This is a genomic window from Actinomadura monticuli (assembly GCF_041463655.1).
GTDB lineage: Bacteria > Actinomycetota > Actinomycetes > Streptosporangiales > Streptosporangiaceae > Spirillospora > Spirillospora monticuli.
Genome location: NZ_JAXCEI010000005.1, coordinates 163,869 through 177,955, shown reverse-complemented (window position 1 = coordinate 177,955; position 14,087 = coordinate 163,869). Strand labels below are relative to the sequence as shown.

The following is a 14,087-nucleotide window of genomic DNA, read 5'->3' as shown; positions in this document are numbered from 1 at the left end:
TCTGCCAGAATGCCGCCATGGACTTCGAACTCAGCCCGAAGGCACGCGACTACCAGGAACGCCTCCAGGAGTTCATGGACGAGTTCGTCTATCCGGCGGAGCCGGTGTACGCGGCCTGGCGCGCGGAGAACGACCCGCACGCGCTGCCGCCGGTCGTCGAGGAGCTGAAGGCCGAGGCGCGCGGGCGCGGCCTGTGGAACCTGTTCCTGCCGGACGTGTCCGGGCTGACGAACCTGGAGTACGCGACGCTCGCCGAGCTGACCGGGCGCTCGCCCGACCTCGCCCCGGAGGCGGTGAACTGCGCCGCCCCCGACACCGGGAACATGGAAGTCCTGCACATGTTCGGGACGGACGAGCAGAAGCGCCAGTGGCTGGAGCCGCTGCTGAACGGCGAGATCCGCAGCGCGTTCGCGATGACCGAGCCGGAGGTGGCGAGCTCCGACGCCACCAACATCACGACGTCGATCGTCCGGGACGGCGACGAGTACGTGATCAACGGCCGCAAGTGGTTCATCACCGGCGCCGCCGACGAGCGCTGCAAGATCTTCGTCGTGATGGGCAAGACGGACCCGGACGGGCCCGCCCACCGGCAGCAGTCGCAGGTGCTCGTCCCCCGCGACGCCCCCGGCCTCACGATCGTCCGGCATCTGCCGGTCTTCGGCTACCAGGACCAGCACGGCCACTCGGAGATCGTGTTCGAGGACGTCCGGGTGCCGGTGTCCAACCTGATCGCCGGCGAGGGCGACGGCTTCATGATCGCGCAGGCGCGGCTCGGCCCCGGCCGCATCCACCACGCCATGCGGGCGCTCGGCATGGCGGAGCGGGCGCTGGAGCTGATGTGCCGCCGCGCCGTCGACCGGGTCGCGTTCGGCGGGCCCCTCGCCAAGCAGGGCGTGGTGCGCCAGCAGATCGCCGAGTCGCGGATGGCGATCGAGCAGGCGCGGCTCCTCACCCTGAAGACGGCCTGGCTGATCGACAGGCACGGGTCGAAGGGCGCGCGGTCCGAGATCGCCGCGATCAAGGTGGTCGTGCCGCGCATCACCCACGAGGTGCTCGACCGCGCGATCCAGGTGCACGGCGGCGCCGGGGTCTGCGACGACACGCCGCTCGCCGCGATGTACGCCTGGGTGCGCGCCATGCGGATCTTCGACGGCCCGGACGAGGTGCACGTGCGCACCGTCGCCCGCCAGGAACTGCGCCGCTACGAGAAGTGAGCCGATACGAGAAGTGAGCCGGCACGGGAAGTGAGCCGGCACGGGAAGTGAGCCGGCGCCGGGGACGTGCCGGTGCGGGCGCGGCGCCCGCACCGGCGGCTCGTCCGTGATCATGCGATCCGTCGGGGGACGATCGCATGATCACGGAATCCCCGCCCGGCCGGCGTCTCCCTCGCCGGTCCGTCTCCCCCGGTCCGCCGGTCCCGTGCCCGCCGGTCCCCGGTCCTCTCGCCCCGTTCGTCCTTCCCCGTCCCCCGCCGGCCCGGTCAGCCCGGTCGGCCCGGACTGCCCGGCTCGGGCTCGCGGCCCCGGCCGGTCCGGCGTCAGGCCGAGCGGAGCCGTTGGAGGGCTTCGCGGACGCCGCCGTCCGCCTCCTCCAGCACCGTCGTCGCCCGTGCCGCGGGCACCTCGCCGAGTAGCGAGACCAGCGCGACGCGGGTGTTCCCCCCCGCCTCGGTGAGCGCGTTCTCGCAGGTGCGGGCGTCCATGCCCGTCGCCTCGGTGAGGATGCGCACCAGCCGGGCGCGCAGCTTGGCGTTCAGCGCGTTCACGCTGACCATCAGGTTGGAGTAGGTGCGCCCCATCCTGATCATCAGCGTGGTGGAGAAGGAGTTGAGCACGAGCTTGGTCGCCGTGCCCGCCTTCATCCGGGTCGACCCGCTGATCACCTCGGGCCCGGTGGCGAGTCCGATGTGCACCTCCACCTCGTCCCCGTAGGGGGTGTGCGGGTTGCAGCTGATCAGCGCCGTGCGGGCCCCCGCCGCGGCGGCGGCGCGCAGCGCCCCCACCACGTACGGGGTGCGGCCGCTCGCCGCGATGCCGACGGCGACGTCGCCCGGCCGGACGTCGCGGGCGTCCCGGCGGCCGAGGTCGGCGTCGTCCTCGACGTCGCCGACCGCCTTGGACAGCGCGCCCGGCCCGCCGGCGTGGTGCGCGACGACCCGGCCCCAGATCCCGAACGTCGGGGGCAGCTCGGCGGCGTCGATCACCGCGAGCCGGCCGGACGTCCCGGCGCCGAAGTAGTGCACGCGGCCGCCCCCGCGCAGGGACTCCACCGCGAGGTCCACCAGCCGGGCGACCTCGGGCAGGACGGAGGCCACGACCGTCGGCACGGTCGCGTCCTCGGAGTTGATCAGGCGCAGCACCTCCATGGTCGGCAGCGTGTCGACGTCGAGGGTCCGCGGGTTCCGGCCCTCGGTGGGGAGCTCGCAATCGATCACCGACGCCTCCGGTCGGGTCGCACGGTCCGTCCGCGGACCGCCTCGAACGTGGCTTCCAGGGCCTTGCGGGTCGGCCCGTAGGTGCGCTGCGCCACTCCGACGAAGACGCAGTCGACCACCGTGAGCTGCGCCAGCCGGCTGGCGGTGGCGCCGGAGCGGAACGTCGTCTCCCGGGCGGCCGTCGTCAGGATCAGGTCGGCCGCCTCCGCTATCGGGGACTTGGGGAAGTTGGTGAGTGCCACCGTCGTGGCGCCCCTGGTCTTCGCGACCTCCAGCGCGTCGATGGTCTCGACCGTCGCGCCGGTGTGCGAGATGCCGATCGCCACGTCGCCGTTCCCGAGGACGGCGGCGCTGGTCAGCATGATGTGCGCGTCCGCCCAGGCCGAGCAGACCCGGCCGATGCGGTGCAGTTTCTGCTGGAAGTCGGCCGCGACGAACGCGCTGGCGCCGACGCCGTAGACGTCGACCCGGTCGGCGGCGACGACGGCGTCGACGACCTGTTCGAGCATCTTGATGTCGAGCTGCGCCGCGGTCTCCTCGACGGCCCTGGCGTCGGCGAAGGTGACCTTCTCGACGATCTGCTCCAGGGAGTCGTCGGGGCTGATGTCGCTGCCGATGACCCGGCCGCCGGAGGCGCTCTGCGCGCGCCCGGCCTCGGTCGCGAGGGTGAGCCGCAGCTCCGGGTACCCGTGGAACCCGATCGCGCGGCAGAACCTGATGACGGTCGTCTCGGACGTGCCGCAGTTCTGGGCGAGTTCGGTGATGGTGGAGTTGGCGACCCCCTCGGGGTCGTCGATGACGCGCTGCGCCACTCGTCGTTCGGCGGGGGGCAGCGAGGGGAGCAGCGAGCGGACCCGCACCACGGTGCTCAGCGGCGTCGCGTCCCTTCCGGACGCCGCCGAATCCGGTGGTGCTCCGCGCTCCCCCGTGATCCCCCGCTCGGGGCCCTGGTCAGGGCCGATGGGTTTCCTCATGGAGGAAATTTTCTTACGCACAGGATGTCACGTCAACGGTAGAAAAGGCTACGGTCGCCATGTGTTGACCCATTTGGCCGGTCCTTACGTGGTCGGTATCGACGCGGGTGGCACGAAGACCCGCTGCGTCGTGCTGACGCTAGGGGGTGCCCTGGCCGGTTCCGGCACCGGCCCGGGGGCCAACCCCAACTCCGGAGGCGACACCGCGGGAGCGCTGACCAGCGCCCTGCGGGAGGCGCTCGGGGACCTGGACCGAACCCACATCCTCACCGGCGTGTTCGGCATCGCCGGTGCCGGCTCCGCCGGGCGGCCCGCCGCCGTCACGGCGGCGCGGCAGGCCTGGCAGGCCGTCGGCCTGCGCGGCTCGCCCGCGGTGGTGACCGATATCGCGGTGGCGTTCGCCGCCGGAACCAGCGAGCCCAGGGGCATCGTTGTGTTCTCCGGCACGGGCGCCGGCGCGGCGGTCATCAGCGACGGGACGATCGTGCAGCGCGCGGACGGCTACGGCTGGCTCGTCGGGGACGAGGGTTCGGCGGTGTGGCTCGGGAAGGAGGCCGTCCGCGCGGCGCTCGCCGCCTACGACGGCCGCGGCTCTCCGACCCTGCTCACCGACGCGGTCCCCCGAGCGCTGCTCGGCCCCACGGTGGTCGCGGAGATCGACGGTGAACGGCGTCGGCCTCCCCGCCCGAGAGCGCTGGCCATGGCCGGCGCCTCCCTGGCGCCGCAGGCTCAGCCCGGCGTCTCCGTGCTGCCGCATGCCGCGTCGCTCGGCTCCGGAGGGGCGCACCCCGGCGGGGGAGGCACGGGCACCGCCCTGCTGGCCCCCCAAGCCCCCTGTCCCCCGTCCGTCCCGCATCAGCAGCACGGCACCGGACCCCCGGGGCCGCACGGCCCGCCGGGCCACCCGGGGCATACCGGGCCGCCCGGCTCGCTGGGGCCGCCGGGACACCCGGCGGCCCCCGGTGCGCCCGGGCGCCCCGAGCCGGGGCCCCCCGAGCCGCCCGGGGTCCCGCCCAACCCCCGGCTCGCCCAGGCGATCATCAAGGAGGTGTACGGCCGCCCGCCCGCGGCCCTCGGCCGCCTCGGCCCGGTGGTCGCCGCCGCCGCGGCCGCCGGCGATCCCGTGGCCAGGCGCATCACCGACGAGGCCGCGCAGTGGCTGCTGCGCGACGTCGACGCCGTGCGCCCGGCCCTGTCCGACCCCCGCGCACCGGTCGTCATGCACGGCTCGGTGCTCCGTGAAGGCCCCGTCGCCGAGGCCGTCCGCACCGGGCTGCGCGACCGCTTCGCCGAGGCGCCGCGCTCCGCCGGCGACGGAGCCGTCGGCGCGGCCGGGATGGCGCTGCGCCGCCTCGGCCACCCCCTGCCCGGCTGAGCCGTCCCGCCCGCGCGGCGGAAGGCCACCCGGCCCCGGTCCGGCTGCTCCCCGACCCGGCCGGCCGGCGGATGGACGGCATCGTGGCCGTCCGGTTCATCGCGATGGACCCCACACGATCCGCAGTCTCCGTGCGAGTCCGGGGTCCATCGTGATCACCCTGTGACCAGGGTGGCGGCAGAGCCGCCAGACCGCTGCCGTGGCGCCCGTGCCCGGCGCGGCCCCGCTGATCGAGTCGACAGCGGGACGGGGAACGGCTAGCGTCGCGGGCGTCCGATGCGACCGAGGAACCGAGACCACGTCGGGGGGCCTGGTCAGGTGCGTTTTTCACGTCCCCTCGCGCTCGCGGCGGCGGCCCTGCTCGCCTGCGGGGTCGCGGGCTGCGGTGGCGGCGGGAGCGGCGAGGGCGGGCGGACGCCGTCCGCCGGGTCCGGCGCGCCCTCGGGGTCGCCGTCCGCGCCGACGACCGCGCCGGACGCGTGGATCCCCGCCCGGGTCGCGAAGATGAGCGTGCGGGAGAAGGTCGGGCAGCTGTTCGTCCCGCGGTTCTCCAGCCGCGCCGACGGGCTCGCGAAGGTCCGCAAGTACCACGTCGGCGGGCTGATCTACTTCCCGGAGAACTTCGGCTCCCCGGCCGGGACGGCCGCGCAGTCGAACGCGCTGCAGAAGGCCGCGAAGATCCCGCTGCTCCTCGGCGTGGACGAGGAGCAGGGCATCGTGTCGCGCACCCCGTTCATCACCCGCTTCCCCGGCAACATGGCGCTCGGCGCGACCCGGAACCCGGCGGACGCCCGCGCCGCCGCCCGCGTCACCGGCACCGAGCTGCACGCGGTCGGCATCAACCTCGACTACGCGCCGGACGCCGACGTCAACGTGAACCCGCGCAACCCGGTGATCGGGCTGCGCTCGTTCGGGTCCGACCCGGCGCTCGCGTCCACGATGGTGACCGGCGCGGTCGCCGGCTACCAGGACGCCGGGGTCGCCGCCACCGCCAAGCACTTCCCCGGGCACGGCGACACCGCGACCGACAGCCACACCGGCCTGCCGGTGATCAGGCATTCCCGGGCGGAGTGGGAGCGGCTGGACGCGCCTCCGTTCAGGGCGGCGATCGCGGCGGGCGTGGACGTCGTCATGACCGCGCACATCGTCGTCCCGAAGCTCGACCGGTCGGGCGATCCGTCCACGCTGTCGAAGACCGTGCTGACCGGGCTGCTGCGCGACGAGCTCGGCTACCGGGGCGTCATCTCGACCGACTCGCTGGAGATGGCGGGCGTGCGGGAGAAGTACGGCGACGCGGTCGTGCCCGTCCGGGCGATCGCCGCGGGCGCCGACCAGCTGCTGATGCCGCCGAGCCTGCCGCGCGCCTACAACGCGGTGCTGAAGGCCGTCCGGTCCGGGAAGATCAGCGAGAAGCGGCTGGACGAGTCGGTCATCCGGATCCTGGCGCTCAAGCAGCGGCGCGGCCTGTTCCAGGGGACGGCCGTCGACCCGGCGAAGGCGAGGGCGGCGATCGGCACCGCCGAGCACCGGGCCGCCGCCCGGCGGGTCGCCGAGCACGCGGTCACCCTCGTCCGCAACAAGGGCGGCGTGCTGCCGCTCAAGGGCAGGAAGGTCGCCGTGTCCGGGCCGGGCGCGGCCCGGCTCCAGGCGGCGCTGCGCCGCCGGGGCGTCGCGACCACCGCCGCGGGCTCCGCGGACGTCATCGTGCTGACCACCGAGAACGCGGGGCGGGCGACCGCCGCGCGGGTCCGGGCCCTCGGCCCGAAACCCGTGGTCGTCGCGGCGCTCGGCCGCCCCTACGACCTCGACGCGGCGGGCGGCGCGGCGGCGGCGCTCGCCACGTACTCCGCCGGCGCGGTGTCCGTCGACGCGCTGGCCGGGGTGCTGAGCGGCGCGGTGCGTCCGGTGGGCCGGCTCCCGGTGCCCGCCGGCGGGCGTCAGGTCGGCTACGGATCGGGGTACCGGTAGCGGCGGCGGGCCGCTTCCTGGGAGGATCGGGCCGCCTTCTTCCCCCCGGGAGGTCTCCGTGCCCGTCCGTCCTTTTCTCGTCGCCGTCCTGGCCGTGCTGCCGCTGCTGAGCGCCTGCGGCGGGAAGGACGAGGTCACGATGCCGCCGCTCACCCCCGAGCCCGGCGACTCTCAGGTGGTCGACACGGCGGCGACGTCCGGAGCCGAGAGCTTCCCCGCGCGGCTGGCGCTCTACAAGTACCTGCGCGGCGTCGCGGTGGGGAACGCCCGGGTCTGCGCCTACCTGACGCCCGCCTACCAGCGAAAGGCGTTCGGCGGGCCCGCCGCGTGCCGCACCGGGTTCGCGCAGGCCCGCGCGAGGCTGCGGCCGCAGGACCTCCTGGCGCTGCGCGGCGTGACCGTACCGCTGTGCGAGCCGGGGCCGGGCCAGGGCGCCTACACGGTCCGCTTCGAGGACCTGGACTGGAAGGCCGAGCCCGCCCGCCCCGGCGGCCTCCTAGCGGCGACCTACACCCTCCGCAAGACCGGCACCTACTGGCAGATCACCGCCTGACCCACCGCGTTGCAGCGTGGTCAGGGGAGGGCGGGCAGGTGGGCGCGCGCCGCGTCGCGGGCCTGCTCGGCCGTCCGGGCCTCGCGCGCCGCCCGTGCCGCCGCGCGGCACTGCTCCAGGGTGTGCCGGGCCAGGGCGGCCCGCACCAGCGGCAGGGACGGGGCGCTCATCGACAGCGACGTCACCCCCAGGCCGACCAGCACGCACGCCAGCGCCGGGTCGGCGGCCGCCTCGCCGCAGACGCCGCACGGGACGCCCGCGCCGGCCGCGGGGGCGACCAGGTCCAGGACGGCGGGCTGCCACGGGTCCTGGAGGCGGGCGAGCCCGCCGACCTGCCGGTCGGCCGCGCACGCGTACTGCGTCAGGTCGTTGGTGCCGATGCTGAAGAACTCCACCTCGCCCGCGACGTCCCGGGCGCGGAGCGCGGCGGCGGGCACCTCGATCATGACGCCGGGATGCTCGATGCCCGCGTCCCGGCACCGCTCCGCGAACCAGGCCGCCTCCCCGGCGTCCGTCACCATCGGCGCCATGACCCGCAGCTCGGCGGTCAGGCCGGCGGCGGCGCGGGCGAGGGCGGCGAGCTGCGCGGACAGCACGTCCGGGTGCCGGAACGACATCCGCACGCCGCGCTCGCCGAGCGCCGGGTTCGGCTCGTCGCCGGGCGCGGGCAGGAACGCGAGCGGCTTGTCGGCGCCGGCGTCGAGCGTCCGGACGACCACGCGGCCCGCCGGGAACGCCTCCAGCACCGTCCGGTACGCCGCCTCCTGCTCCGCGTCGGACGGCGGGGTCGCGCGGTCCAGGAACAGGAACTCGGTGCGGTAGAGGCCGACGCCCTCGGCGCCGTTCGCCAGCGCGCCCTCCAGGTCCTTCGGCCCGCCGATGTTGGCCAGCAGCGGGACCGCGTGCCCGTCCGCGGTGGCGCCCGGCCCGGTGACCTCGGCCAGCGCGGACGCGCGGGCCGCGGCCGCCGCCCGCGCCGCCGCCACGTCCTCGCCGGACGGGTCGAGGCGCACGGTCCCGGCGGCGCCGTCGACGAGGACGCGGGTCCCGTCGGCGAGCGACGCCGCGCCCGGCAGCGCCACGACGGCGGGCACGCCCATCGTCCGGGCGATGATCGCGGTGTGGCTGGTCGGCCCGCCCTCCTCGGTCACGAACGCGACGACCTTCGCCGGGTCGAGGACGGCCGTGTCCGCCGGTGCGAGGTCGCGGGCGACGAGCACGAACGGCTCGTCCGACTCCGGGACGCCCGGCACCGGCAGGCCGAGCAGCCGGGCGACCGCGCGGTCGCGGATGTCGTCCAGGTCGGCGACCCGGGCGGCCAGGTACTCGCCCGCCCCGGCGAGCATCTCCCGGTAGACGCCGAACGCCTCGAACACGGCGCGGGCCGCCGCGACGCCCTCGTCGACCTTGGCGCGGACGCCGTCGGCGAGGCCCGGGTCGCGGGCCATCAGCGCCTGCGCGTCCAGCACGTCCCGGCCGTCGGGGTTGCCGGCCGCCGCGGCGCGCTCCCCGCGCTCCTCCAGGTCGGCGGCGACGGCCTCCAGCGCGGCCAGCGCGGCGTCGCGTTCGGCGGCGGCGTCGCCGCCGTGCCGGTCACCGGCGGGCGGCTCCGGCACGTCCCCGGCGAGCTTCCGCACCGGCCCGGCGCCGACCCCCGGGCTGACCCCCGCGCCCCGCAATACGTCCGGCACCGCTCAGACCCCCTCGGGCTCCGGCGTGGACAGCAGCTTCTGCAGATCGTCGAGCAGCGCGTCGGCGCCCTCGCCGTCGGCGGACAGGACGATCTCCTCCCCGTGCCGGGCGTCCAGGCCGAGCACCGCGAGGATGCTCTTGGCGTTCACCGGGGCGCTGCCGCGCTTGGCCACCGTCACGTCCATCGGGGCCTTGGCCGCGGTCTGGACGAACAGCGCGGCCGGCCGCGCGTGCAGCCCCACCCTGGACTCGATCTTGACGTTGCGCTCGGTCACCGCACACTCCCACTCAGTCCTGTCCCGAGGCCCGGCACCCGCAGGGCCGGACCGGGGACGACGTCCACCTTCTGAAAATCGGCCACCACGTGGTCGGCCCCGGCGAGCGCGCCCGCCGGCTGCGTGGTGATGACGCCCACGCAGGTCATGCCCGCGGACTTCACGGCCGCGACGCCCGCCGGGGCGTCCTCGAACCCGACCGCCTCCGCCGGCGGGACGTCCAGGTCGCGCGCGGCGGCCAGGTACCCCTCCGGATGGGGCTTGCCGGTGACGACGTCCCCGCCGGTCACCACCAGGTCGAGCAGGTCGCGGACGCCCAGCTCGGCCAGCAGCCGCTCGGCGTACGGGCGCTGGCCCGACGTCACCACCGCGAGCGGCACGCCCGCGTCGGCCAGCGCCCGGACGAGGTCGACCGCGCCGGGGACGGGCGCCACCGCCGGCATCCCTGGCAGCCACTCGTAGGACAGCGCCTGCTCGAACAGCTCCTCGACCGTCCGGCCGGGGAACAGGTGCGCGACGTCGCGCAGCACCTCCTGCCCGCGCCGCCCCGCGAACGAGGCGATCAGCGCCTCGTCGTGGACCACCCCGTGCGCGTCGAACAGCCGGGACCACATCACGCGGTTGCGCGGCTCGGTGTCGACGAGGGTGCCGTCGAGGTCGAACACCGCCGCGCCGAGCCCGATCACCGCCATGTGAAGAGCTCGGCCCCCTTCGTCACCTCGCCCGACTCCACCACGTCCGACAGCGCGTCGGCGCCGGCGTCCAGCGCGACGACCGCGCAGACCGGCGAGCGGCCGCCCGCCTCGATCACGGCCGGGTTCCAGCCGACGACCGGCTGCCCGGCCGCGACCTCGTCACCCTCGGCGGCGAGCAGGTCGAACCCCTCGCCCTTCAGCTTGACGGTGTCGATGCCGAGGTGGACGAGGACGCCGTGGCCCTCGGCGTCCACCACGACGTAGGCGTGCGGGTGCAGTTTGACGATCTTTCCGGTGACGGGGGCGATGGCGTGGCCGGGGCCGCGCTCGGGGTCGACCGCCGTGCCCGGGCCGACCATGGCCTGGGCGAAGACCGGGTCCGGGACGCCGGCGAGGCCGACGACCCGGCCGGTGACCGGGGACAGTACTCGGGTCATTGGGGGCCTTCCGGTCAGTCGAGGATGTCCTCGATGTCGCTGGCGATGGTGTCGGCCTCGGTGCCCACGACGACCTGCACGACGGTGCCGCTGCGCATGACGCCGTACGCGCCCGCCTTCTTCAGCGCGGCCTCGTCGACCTTGCCCGCGTCCTCCACCTCGGTGCGCAGCCGGGTCGCGCACGGCTCGATCTCGATGATGTTGTCGGCGCCGCCCAGCGCCGCGATGATGGCCTCGGCCTTGTCCATTGCTCGTCTCTTCTCTGTCGGGGGCGTGTCAGTCGGTCTGGGTGACCTTGTTCAGGCCGCGCGGGACGTCGGGGTCGACGCCCAGCCGGCGGGCCAGGTTCTCGACCAGGATCTGGCCGGGGACGATGAGGCCGAGCGGCGCCACCCATTCGGGCAGGGCGGGGCCGGGCAGCGCGGCCGAGCACGCCGCCGCCAGCTCCGCGCCGCCGCCGACGCCGTAGGCGCGGGCGCCCGCGCCCACGACCCGCTTCGCCAGCGCGACCGTCCCGGACAGCGTCGGGCCGGCGTCGGCCGCGACGAGCAGCGCGGGGGTCTGCGCGTCCACGACGGCGATCGGGCCATGCAGCAGGTCGGCGTAGGACAGGCCCATGGCGTGCAGGTAGCACGCCTCCTTGATCTTCAGCGCCAGCTCCAGCGCGGTGCCGAACGCGATGCCGCGCCCGGACACCACCGCGCCCGGGACCTTCGCCAGCTCCTCGACGATCTCGGGCAGCGCGGGGGACGCCTCGGTCAGCGCGATCATCCGGGCGACCTCGCCGGGAACGCGGCGCAGGTCGCCGGCCGCGACGTCCGCGCCGAGGCCGAGGCCGAGCACCGACAGCGCGGCGAGCTGCGTCGTGTAGGTCTTGGTGGCCGGGACGGCGATCTCGTCGCCCGCGTCGGTGAGCAGCGCGACCTCGGCGGCCTCGGCGAGCGGGGACCCGGCGCCGTTGGTGACGGCGACCGTCCGGGCGCCGCAGTCCCGCGCCCAGTCGAGGGTCTCGACGATCTCCTCGGTCTTGCCGGACTGGCTGATCGCGACGGCCAGCACGCCGTCCAGGTCGAGCCGGCGCCGGTAGGTCGTGGCGATGGACGGGGCGGCGAGGGTGGCCAGCCGGCCGGCGTGCGCCTCCACCAGGTAGCGCCCGTACACCGCCGCGTTGTCGGACGAGCCGCGCGCGATGAACAGCACCTGCCGGGTCCCCCGCGCGAGCGCCGCGATGTCGGCGGTGCGCGGGAGGAGCGCGTCGATGGTCCGGCGCAGCGCGTCCGGCTGCTCACCGATCTCGGCGCGCATCTGACTGGTCATGATCTCCCTCCGAAGACTTTCTGCCCGTTGACCCACGTGGTACGCGCCCGGTGGTCCGGCCCGAGCCAGACGAGGTCGGCGGCGGCGCCGGGCGCGATACGGCCGAGGTCGGAACGTCCGATGAGGTCGGCCGGAACCCGGGTGGCGGCGTCGACCGCGGCGGCCGGGTCGAGGCCGAGGCCGATCGCGTTGCCGACCGCCTCGTCCAGCCGGAGGCCGGAGCCCGCGATCGTGCCGTCGGCGCGCAGCGGCGGGCCCTCCGCGGGCATCGTGATCGGCTCGCCGCCGAGGTCGTAGGTGCCGGGCGGCATCCCGGCGGACGCGGCGGCGTCGGTGACGAGGACGACCCGTCCCGGCGCGGCGCGGAACACCAGCCGCGCCACCTTGGCCGCGACGTGGTGCAGGTCGAGGATGAGGCCGGGGTGCAGCCGGTCGTCGATGAGCGCCTGCACGGCGACGCCCGGATCGCGGTGACCGACCCCGGTCTGCGCGTTGAAGATGTGCGTGACCATGCGGGCGCCGGCGTCGGCCGCGGCCTCGGCCTGGTCGGCGGTGGCGTCGCTGTGGCCGACGCTGACCAGGACGCCGGCGGCGGTCAGGGCGCGGATCGCCGCCAGGGCGCCGTCGCGTTCGGGCGCGAGGGTCACGAGCTTGACCAGGCCGGTCTCCAGCAGCGTCTTGATCGCGCCGGGCTCCGGGTCGGTGAGGTGCGCGGCGTTGTGCGCGCCCTTCCGCCTCTCCGACAGGAACGGGCCTTCGAGGTGGACGCCGAGGACGCGCGTCCCGGCCGGCAGGCGCGGCAGGAGGTCGCGGGTGCGGCGCAGCGCGGCGGCCTGGGCCTCGACCGGCGCGGTGATGAACGTGGGCAGGAACGCGGTCACGCCCGTCTCGGGGAGGCGGGAGGCGACGGTGCGCCAGCCGGCCTCGCCGGCGTCCACCATGTCGTGGCCGAAGAAGCCGTTGACCTGGAGGTCGATCAGACCGGGAGCGAGCAGGCCGTCCGGGAGGTCGACGTCGGGTTCACCGGCCGGACGCCCCTCGCCGGCCTCCGCGATGACCCCGTCCCGCACCCGGACGTATCCCGGGGAGACGACGCGGGTAGGAGTGCCCGCGGGGGTGATGATCAAGCGGTCGGCCGTGATCAGTAGTGATGCCATGGTGCGCGCTCTCTGTGACGCGATCGATCGCGGGTCGTTCCTCCGGATTCGACTGGTCTAGTCCGGACTAGACCAGTACGCACCATACTCCACGATTCGGAGGGAGATGAAGATGCGGGGCGAAACTCGTCCGCCGCCGGATCCCTCGCGCGCGAGGGTCGTTCACCGCGCGCACCGCGGCGGTCGCCGGACGCGGTCAGGCCGGCGGAACCGAACCGGACGCCGCGTCCGCAAGGACGTCCTGACCTGCGGATTCTCCAATCTTGGCGGGGCGATCCCGTGACCGGGTCGTTATGAATTCGTGCATTGACAGGCCTTTCGATCCTGTGGTCTAGTCCGGCCTAGACCAGTCCGAACCTAACCGAATATCGTCGAACCACCGTCCGTCCCCAACATCCGCCCGAACATGGCGAACCCCGTCGATCCGGCCCCCGGCCATCGAGGACCCCCGTGACCACCATCGATCCGCACAGTCCCGTACCGAAGTACTTCCAGCTGCGCGCCATCCTTCTCGACCTCATCGAGAGCGCGGAACTGCCCGTCGACGCCCCGATCCCCTCGGAGCGCGAGCTGTGCGTCCGGTACGAGCTGTCCCGCATGACCGTCCGGCAGGGCGTCGACCAGCTCGTCTCCGAGGGGCGGCTCTACCGCGTCCCGGGGAAGGGCACGTTCGTCGCCCGTCCCAAGATCGAGATGCCGCTGCGGCTCGTCTCCTTCACCGAGGACATGCTGGCCCGCGGGCTGCGGCCGGGGGCGATCGACCTCGACCGCCGGACGGTCCCGGCCGACGCGCGGCTCGCCCGGATCTTCGGCGTCGAACCCGGCACCGACATCCACGTCATCGAACGCCTGCGCACCGCCGACGGGGAGCCCATGGCCCTGGAGCGCGCGCACATCCTGGCCTCCCTCGCCCCCGACCTGCTCGACCGCCGGCTCGCCGACCGCTCCCTGTACGGCGTCCTCGAAGCGGTGTACGGGCTGGTCTTCGACGCGGGCGACCAGACCATCGACGCCAGCCTGGCCGACGCCGCCGACGCCAGGCACCTGCAGATCCCCCGCGGCAGCGCCGTGCTGCTCCTGCAACGCCGCTCGTACACCGGAGGTGTGTGCGCCGAGCTGGGCGTGTCGACCTACAGGGCGGACCGCTACCAGATCCACACGGCCCTCGGAAACCCCCCGCCGCACTCCTGAAACCCCTGAGGAGGAACCT

General features: G+C 74.9%; 13 protein-coding genes and 1 pseudogene. 5 read left to right on the top strand and 9 right to left on the bottom strand.

Features of this window, described 5'->3' with window-relative positions:
* Positions 1 to 17: 17 nt before the first annotated feature.
* Positions 18 to 1,214: an acyl-CoA dehydrogenase family protein gene (locus tag SM611_RS12680; protein WP_371949690.1), complete on the top strand. Its 1,197-nt coding sequence runs from the start codon at positions 18 to 20 to the stop codon at positions 1,212 to 1,214.
* Positions 1,215 to 1,537: 323 nt separating this feature from the next.
* Here the strand turns inward: SM611_RS12680 and SM611_RS12675 are convergent, their stop codons facing one another.
* Together SM611_RS12675 and SM611_RS12670 are read right to left on the bottom strand one after the other, a co-directional pair.
* The gene (locus SM611_RS12675; protein ID WP_371949689.1) at positions 1,538 to 2,434 is read right to left on the bottom strand and encodes an N-acetylmuramic acid 6-phosphate etherase; all 897 of its coding nucleotides are present in this window, start codon (positions 2,432 to 2,434) and stop codon (positions 1,538 to 1,540) included.
* The gene (locus SM611_RS12670) at positions 2,431 to 3,408 is read right to left on the bottom strand and encodes a MurR/RpiR family transcriptional regulator (RefSeq protein ID WP_371949688.1); all 978 of its coding nucleotides are present in this window, start codon (positions 3,406 to 3,408) and stop codon (positions 2,431 to 2,433) included. The genes SM611_RS12675 and SM611_RS12670 overlap by 4 nt, the downstream gene beginning before the upstream one ends.
* Positions 3,409 to 3,469: 61 nt before the next feature.
* On the opposite strand from SM611_RS12670, the gene SM611_RS12665 reads away from it, so the two are divergent.
* The 3 genes from SM611_RS12665 to SM611_RS12655 all read left to right on the top strand — a co-directional run bounded on the left by SM611_RS12665 (position 3,470) and on the right by SM611_RS12655 (position 7,304).
* Positions 3,470 to 4,783 (top strand): N-acetylglucosamine kinase, encoded by a 1,314-nt coding sequence (locus SM611_RS12665; protein WP_371949687.1) that lies wholly within the window; start codon positions 3,470 to 3,472, stop codon positions 4,781 to 4,783.
* A gap of 318 nt (positions 4,784 to 5,101) precedes the next feature.
* Positions 5,102 to 6,751, top strand: a complete 1,650-nt coding sequence (locus tag SM611_RS12660; protein WP_371949686.1) for a glycoside hydrolase family 3 protein — start codon at positions 5,102 to 5,104, stop codon at positions 6,749 to 6,751.
* A gap of 58 nt (positions 6,752 to 6,809) precedes the next feature.
* Entirely contained in the window at positions 6,810 to 7,304 is a 495-nt protein-coding gene (locus SM611_RS12655) for a hypothetical protein (protein WP_371949685.1), read from the top strand.
* A 20-nt stretch (positions 7,305 to 7,324) separates the two neighbouring features.
* On the opposite strand, the gene ptsP is transcribed toward SM611_RS12655, so the two are convergent.
* The 7 genes and pseudogenes from ptsP to nagA form a co-directional block, all read right to left on the bottom strand.
* Positions 7,325 to 8,995, bottom strand: a complete 1,671-nt coding sequence (gene ptsP / locus SM611_RS12650) for a phosphoenolpyruvate--protein phosphotransferase (RefSeq protein ID WP_371949684.1) — start codon at positions 8,993 to 8,995, stop codon at positions 7,325 to 7,327.
* A 3-nt stretch (positions 8,996 to 8,998) separates the two neighbouring features.
* The gene (locus tag SM611_RS12645; RefSeq protein ID WP_371949683.1) at positions 8,999 to 9,271 is read right to left on the bottom strand and encodes an HPr family phosphocarrier protein; all 273 of its coding nucleotides are present in this window, start codon (positions 9,269 to 9,271) and stop codon (positions 8,999 to 9,001) included.
* A complete protein-coding gene (locus SM611_RS12640; RefSeq protein ID WP_371949682.1) occupies positions 9,268 to 9,963 on the bottom strand; it encodes an HAD family hydrolase in 696 nt (231 codons plus the stop codon). Before SM611_RS12640 ends, SM611_RS12645 begins: the two co-directional genes overlap by 4 nt.
* Complete coding sequence (locus SM611_RS12635; RefSeq protein WP_371949681.1) at positions 9,954 to 10,403, bottom strand: PTS sugar transporter subunit IIA; 450 nt, start codon at positions 10,401 to 10,403, stop codon at positions 9,954 to 9,956. Before SM611_RS12635 ends, SM611_RS12640 begins: the two co-directional genes overlap by 10 nt.
* Before the next feature lie 14 nt (positions 10,404 to 10,417).
* Positions 10,418 to 10,660: pseudogene (locus tag SM611_RS12630) on the bottom strand (PTS sugar transporter subunit IIB); the annotation flags it as partial.
* 19 nt (positions 10,661 to 10,679) lie between these two features.
* Positions 10,680 to 11,720, bottom strand: coding sequence for an SIS domain-containing protein (locus SM611_RS12625; RefSeq protein ID WP_371949680.1), 1,041 nt, complete (start codon positions 11,718 to 11,720; stop codon positions 10,680 to 10,682).
* Positions 11,717 to 12,877, bottom strand: a complete 1,161-nt coding sequence (gene nagA / locus SM611_RS12620; RefSeq protein ID WP_371949679.1) for an N-acetylglucosamine-6-phosphate deacetylase — start codon at positions 12,875 to 12,877, stop codon at positions 11,717 to 11,719. Before nagA ends, SM611_RS12625 begins: the two co-directional genes overlap by 4 nt.
* A 450-nt stretch (positions 12,878 to 13,327) precedes the next feature.
* Between nagA and SM611_RS12615 the strand changes: the two genes are divergently transcribed.
* Complete coding sequence (locus SM611_RS12615) at positions 13,328 to 14,068, top strand: GntR family transcriptional regulator (protein ID WP_371949678.1); 741 nt, start codon at positions 13,328 to 13,330, stop codon at positions 14,066 to 14,068.
* Positions 14,069 to 14,087: the final 19 nt, after the last annotated feature.

Coding starts and splice junctions, on each gene's coding strand:
- SM611_RS12680 (WP_371949690.1), top strand. CDS start 18: ATGGACTTCGAACTCAGCCCGAAGGCACGCGACTACCAGGAACGCCTC.
- SM611_RS12670 (WP_371949688.1), bottom strand. CDS start 3,408: ATGAGGAAACCCATCGGCCCTGACCAGGGCCCCGAGCGGGGGATCACG.
- SM611_RS12640 (WP_371949682.1), bottom strand. CDS start 9,963: ATGGCGGTGATCGGGCTCGGCGCGGCGGTGTTCGACCTCGACGGCACC.
- SM611_RS12635 (WP_371949681.1), bottom strand. CDS start 10,403: ATGACCCGAGTACTGTCCCCGGTCACCGGCCGGGTCGTCGGCCTCGCC.
- SM611_RS12625 (WP_371949680.1), bottom strand. CDS start 11,720: ATGACCAGTCAGATGCGCGCCGAGATCGGTGAGCAGCCGGACGCGCTG.
- nagA (WP_371949679.1), bottom strand. CDS start 12,877: ATGGCATCACTACTGATCACGGCCGACCGCTTGATCATCACCCCCGCG.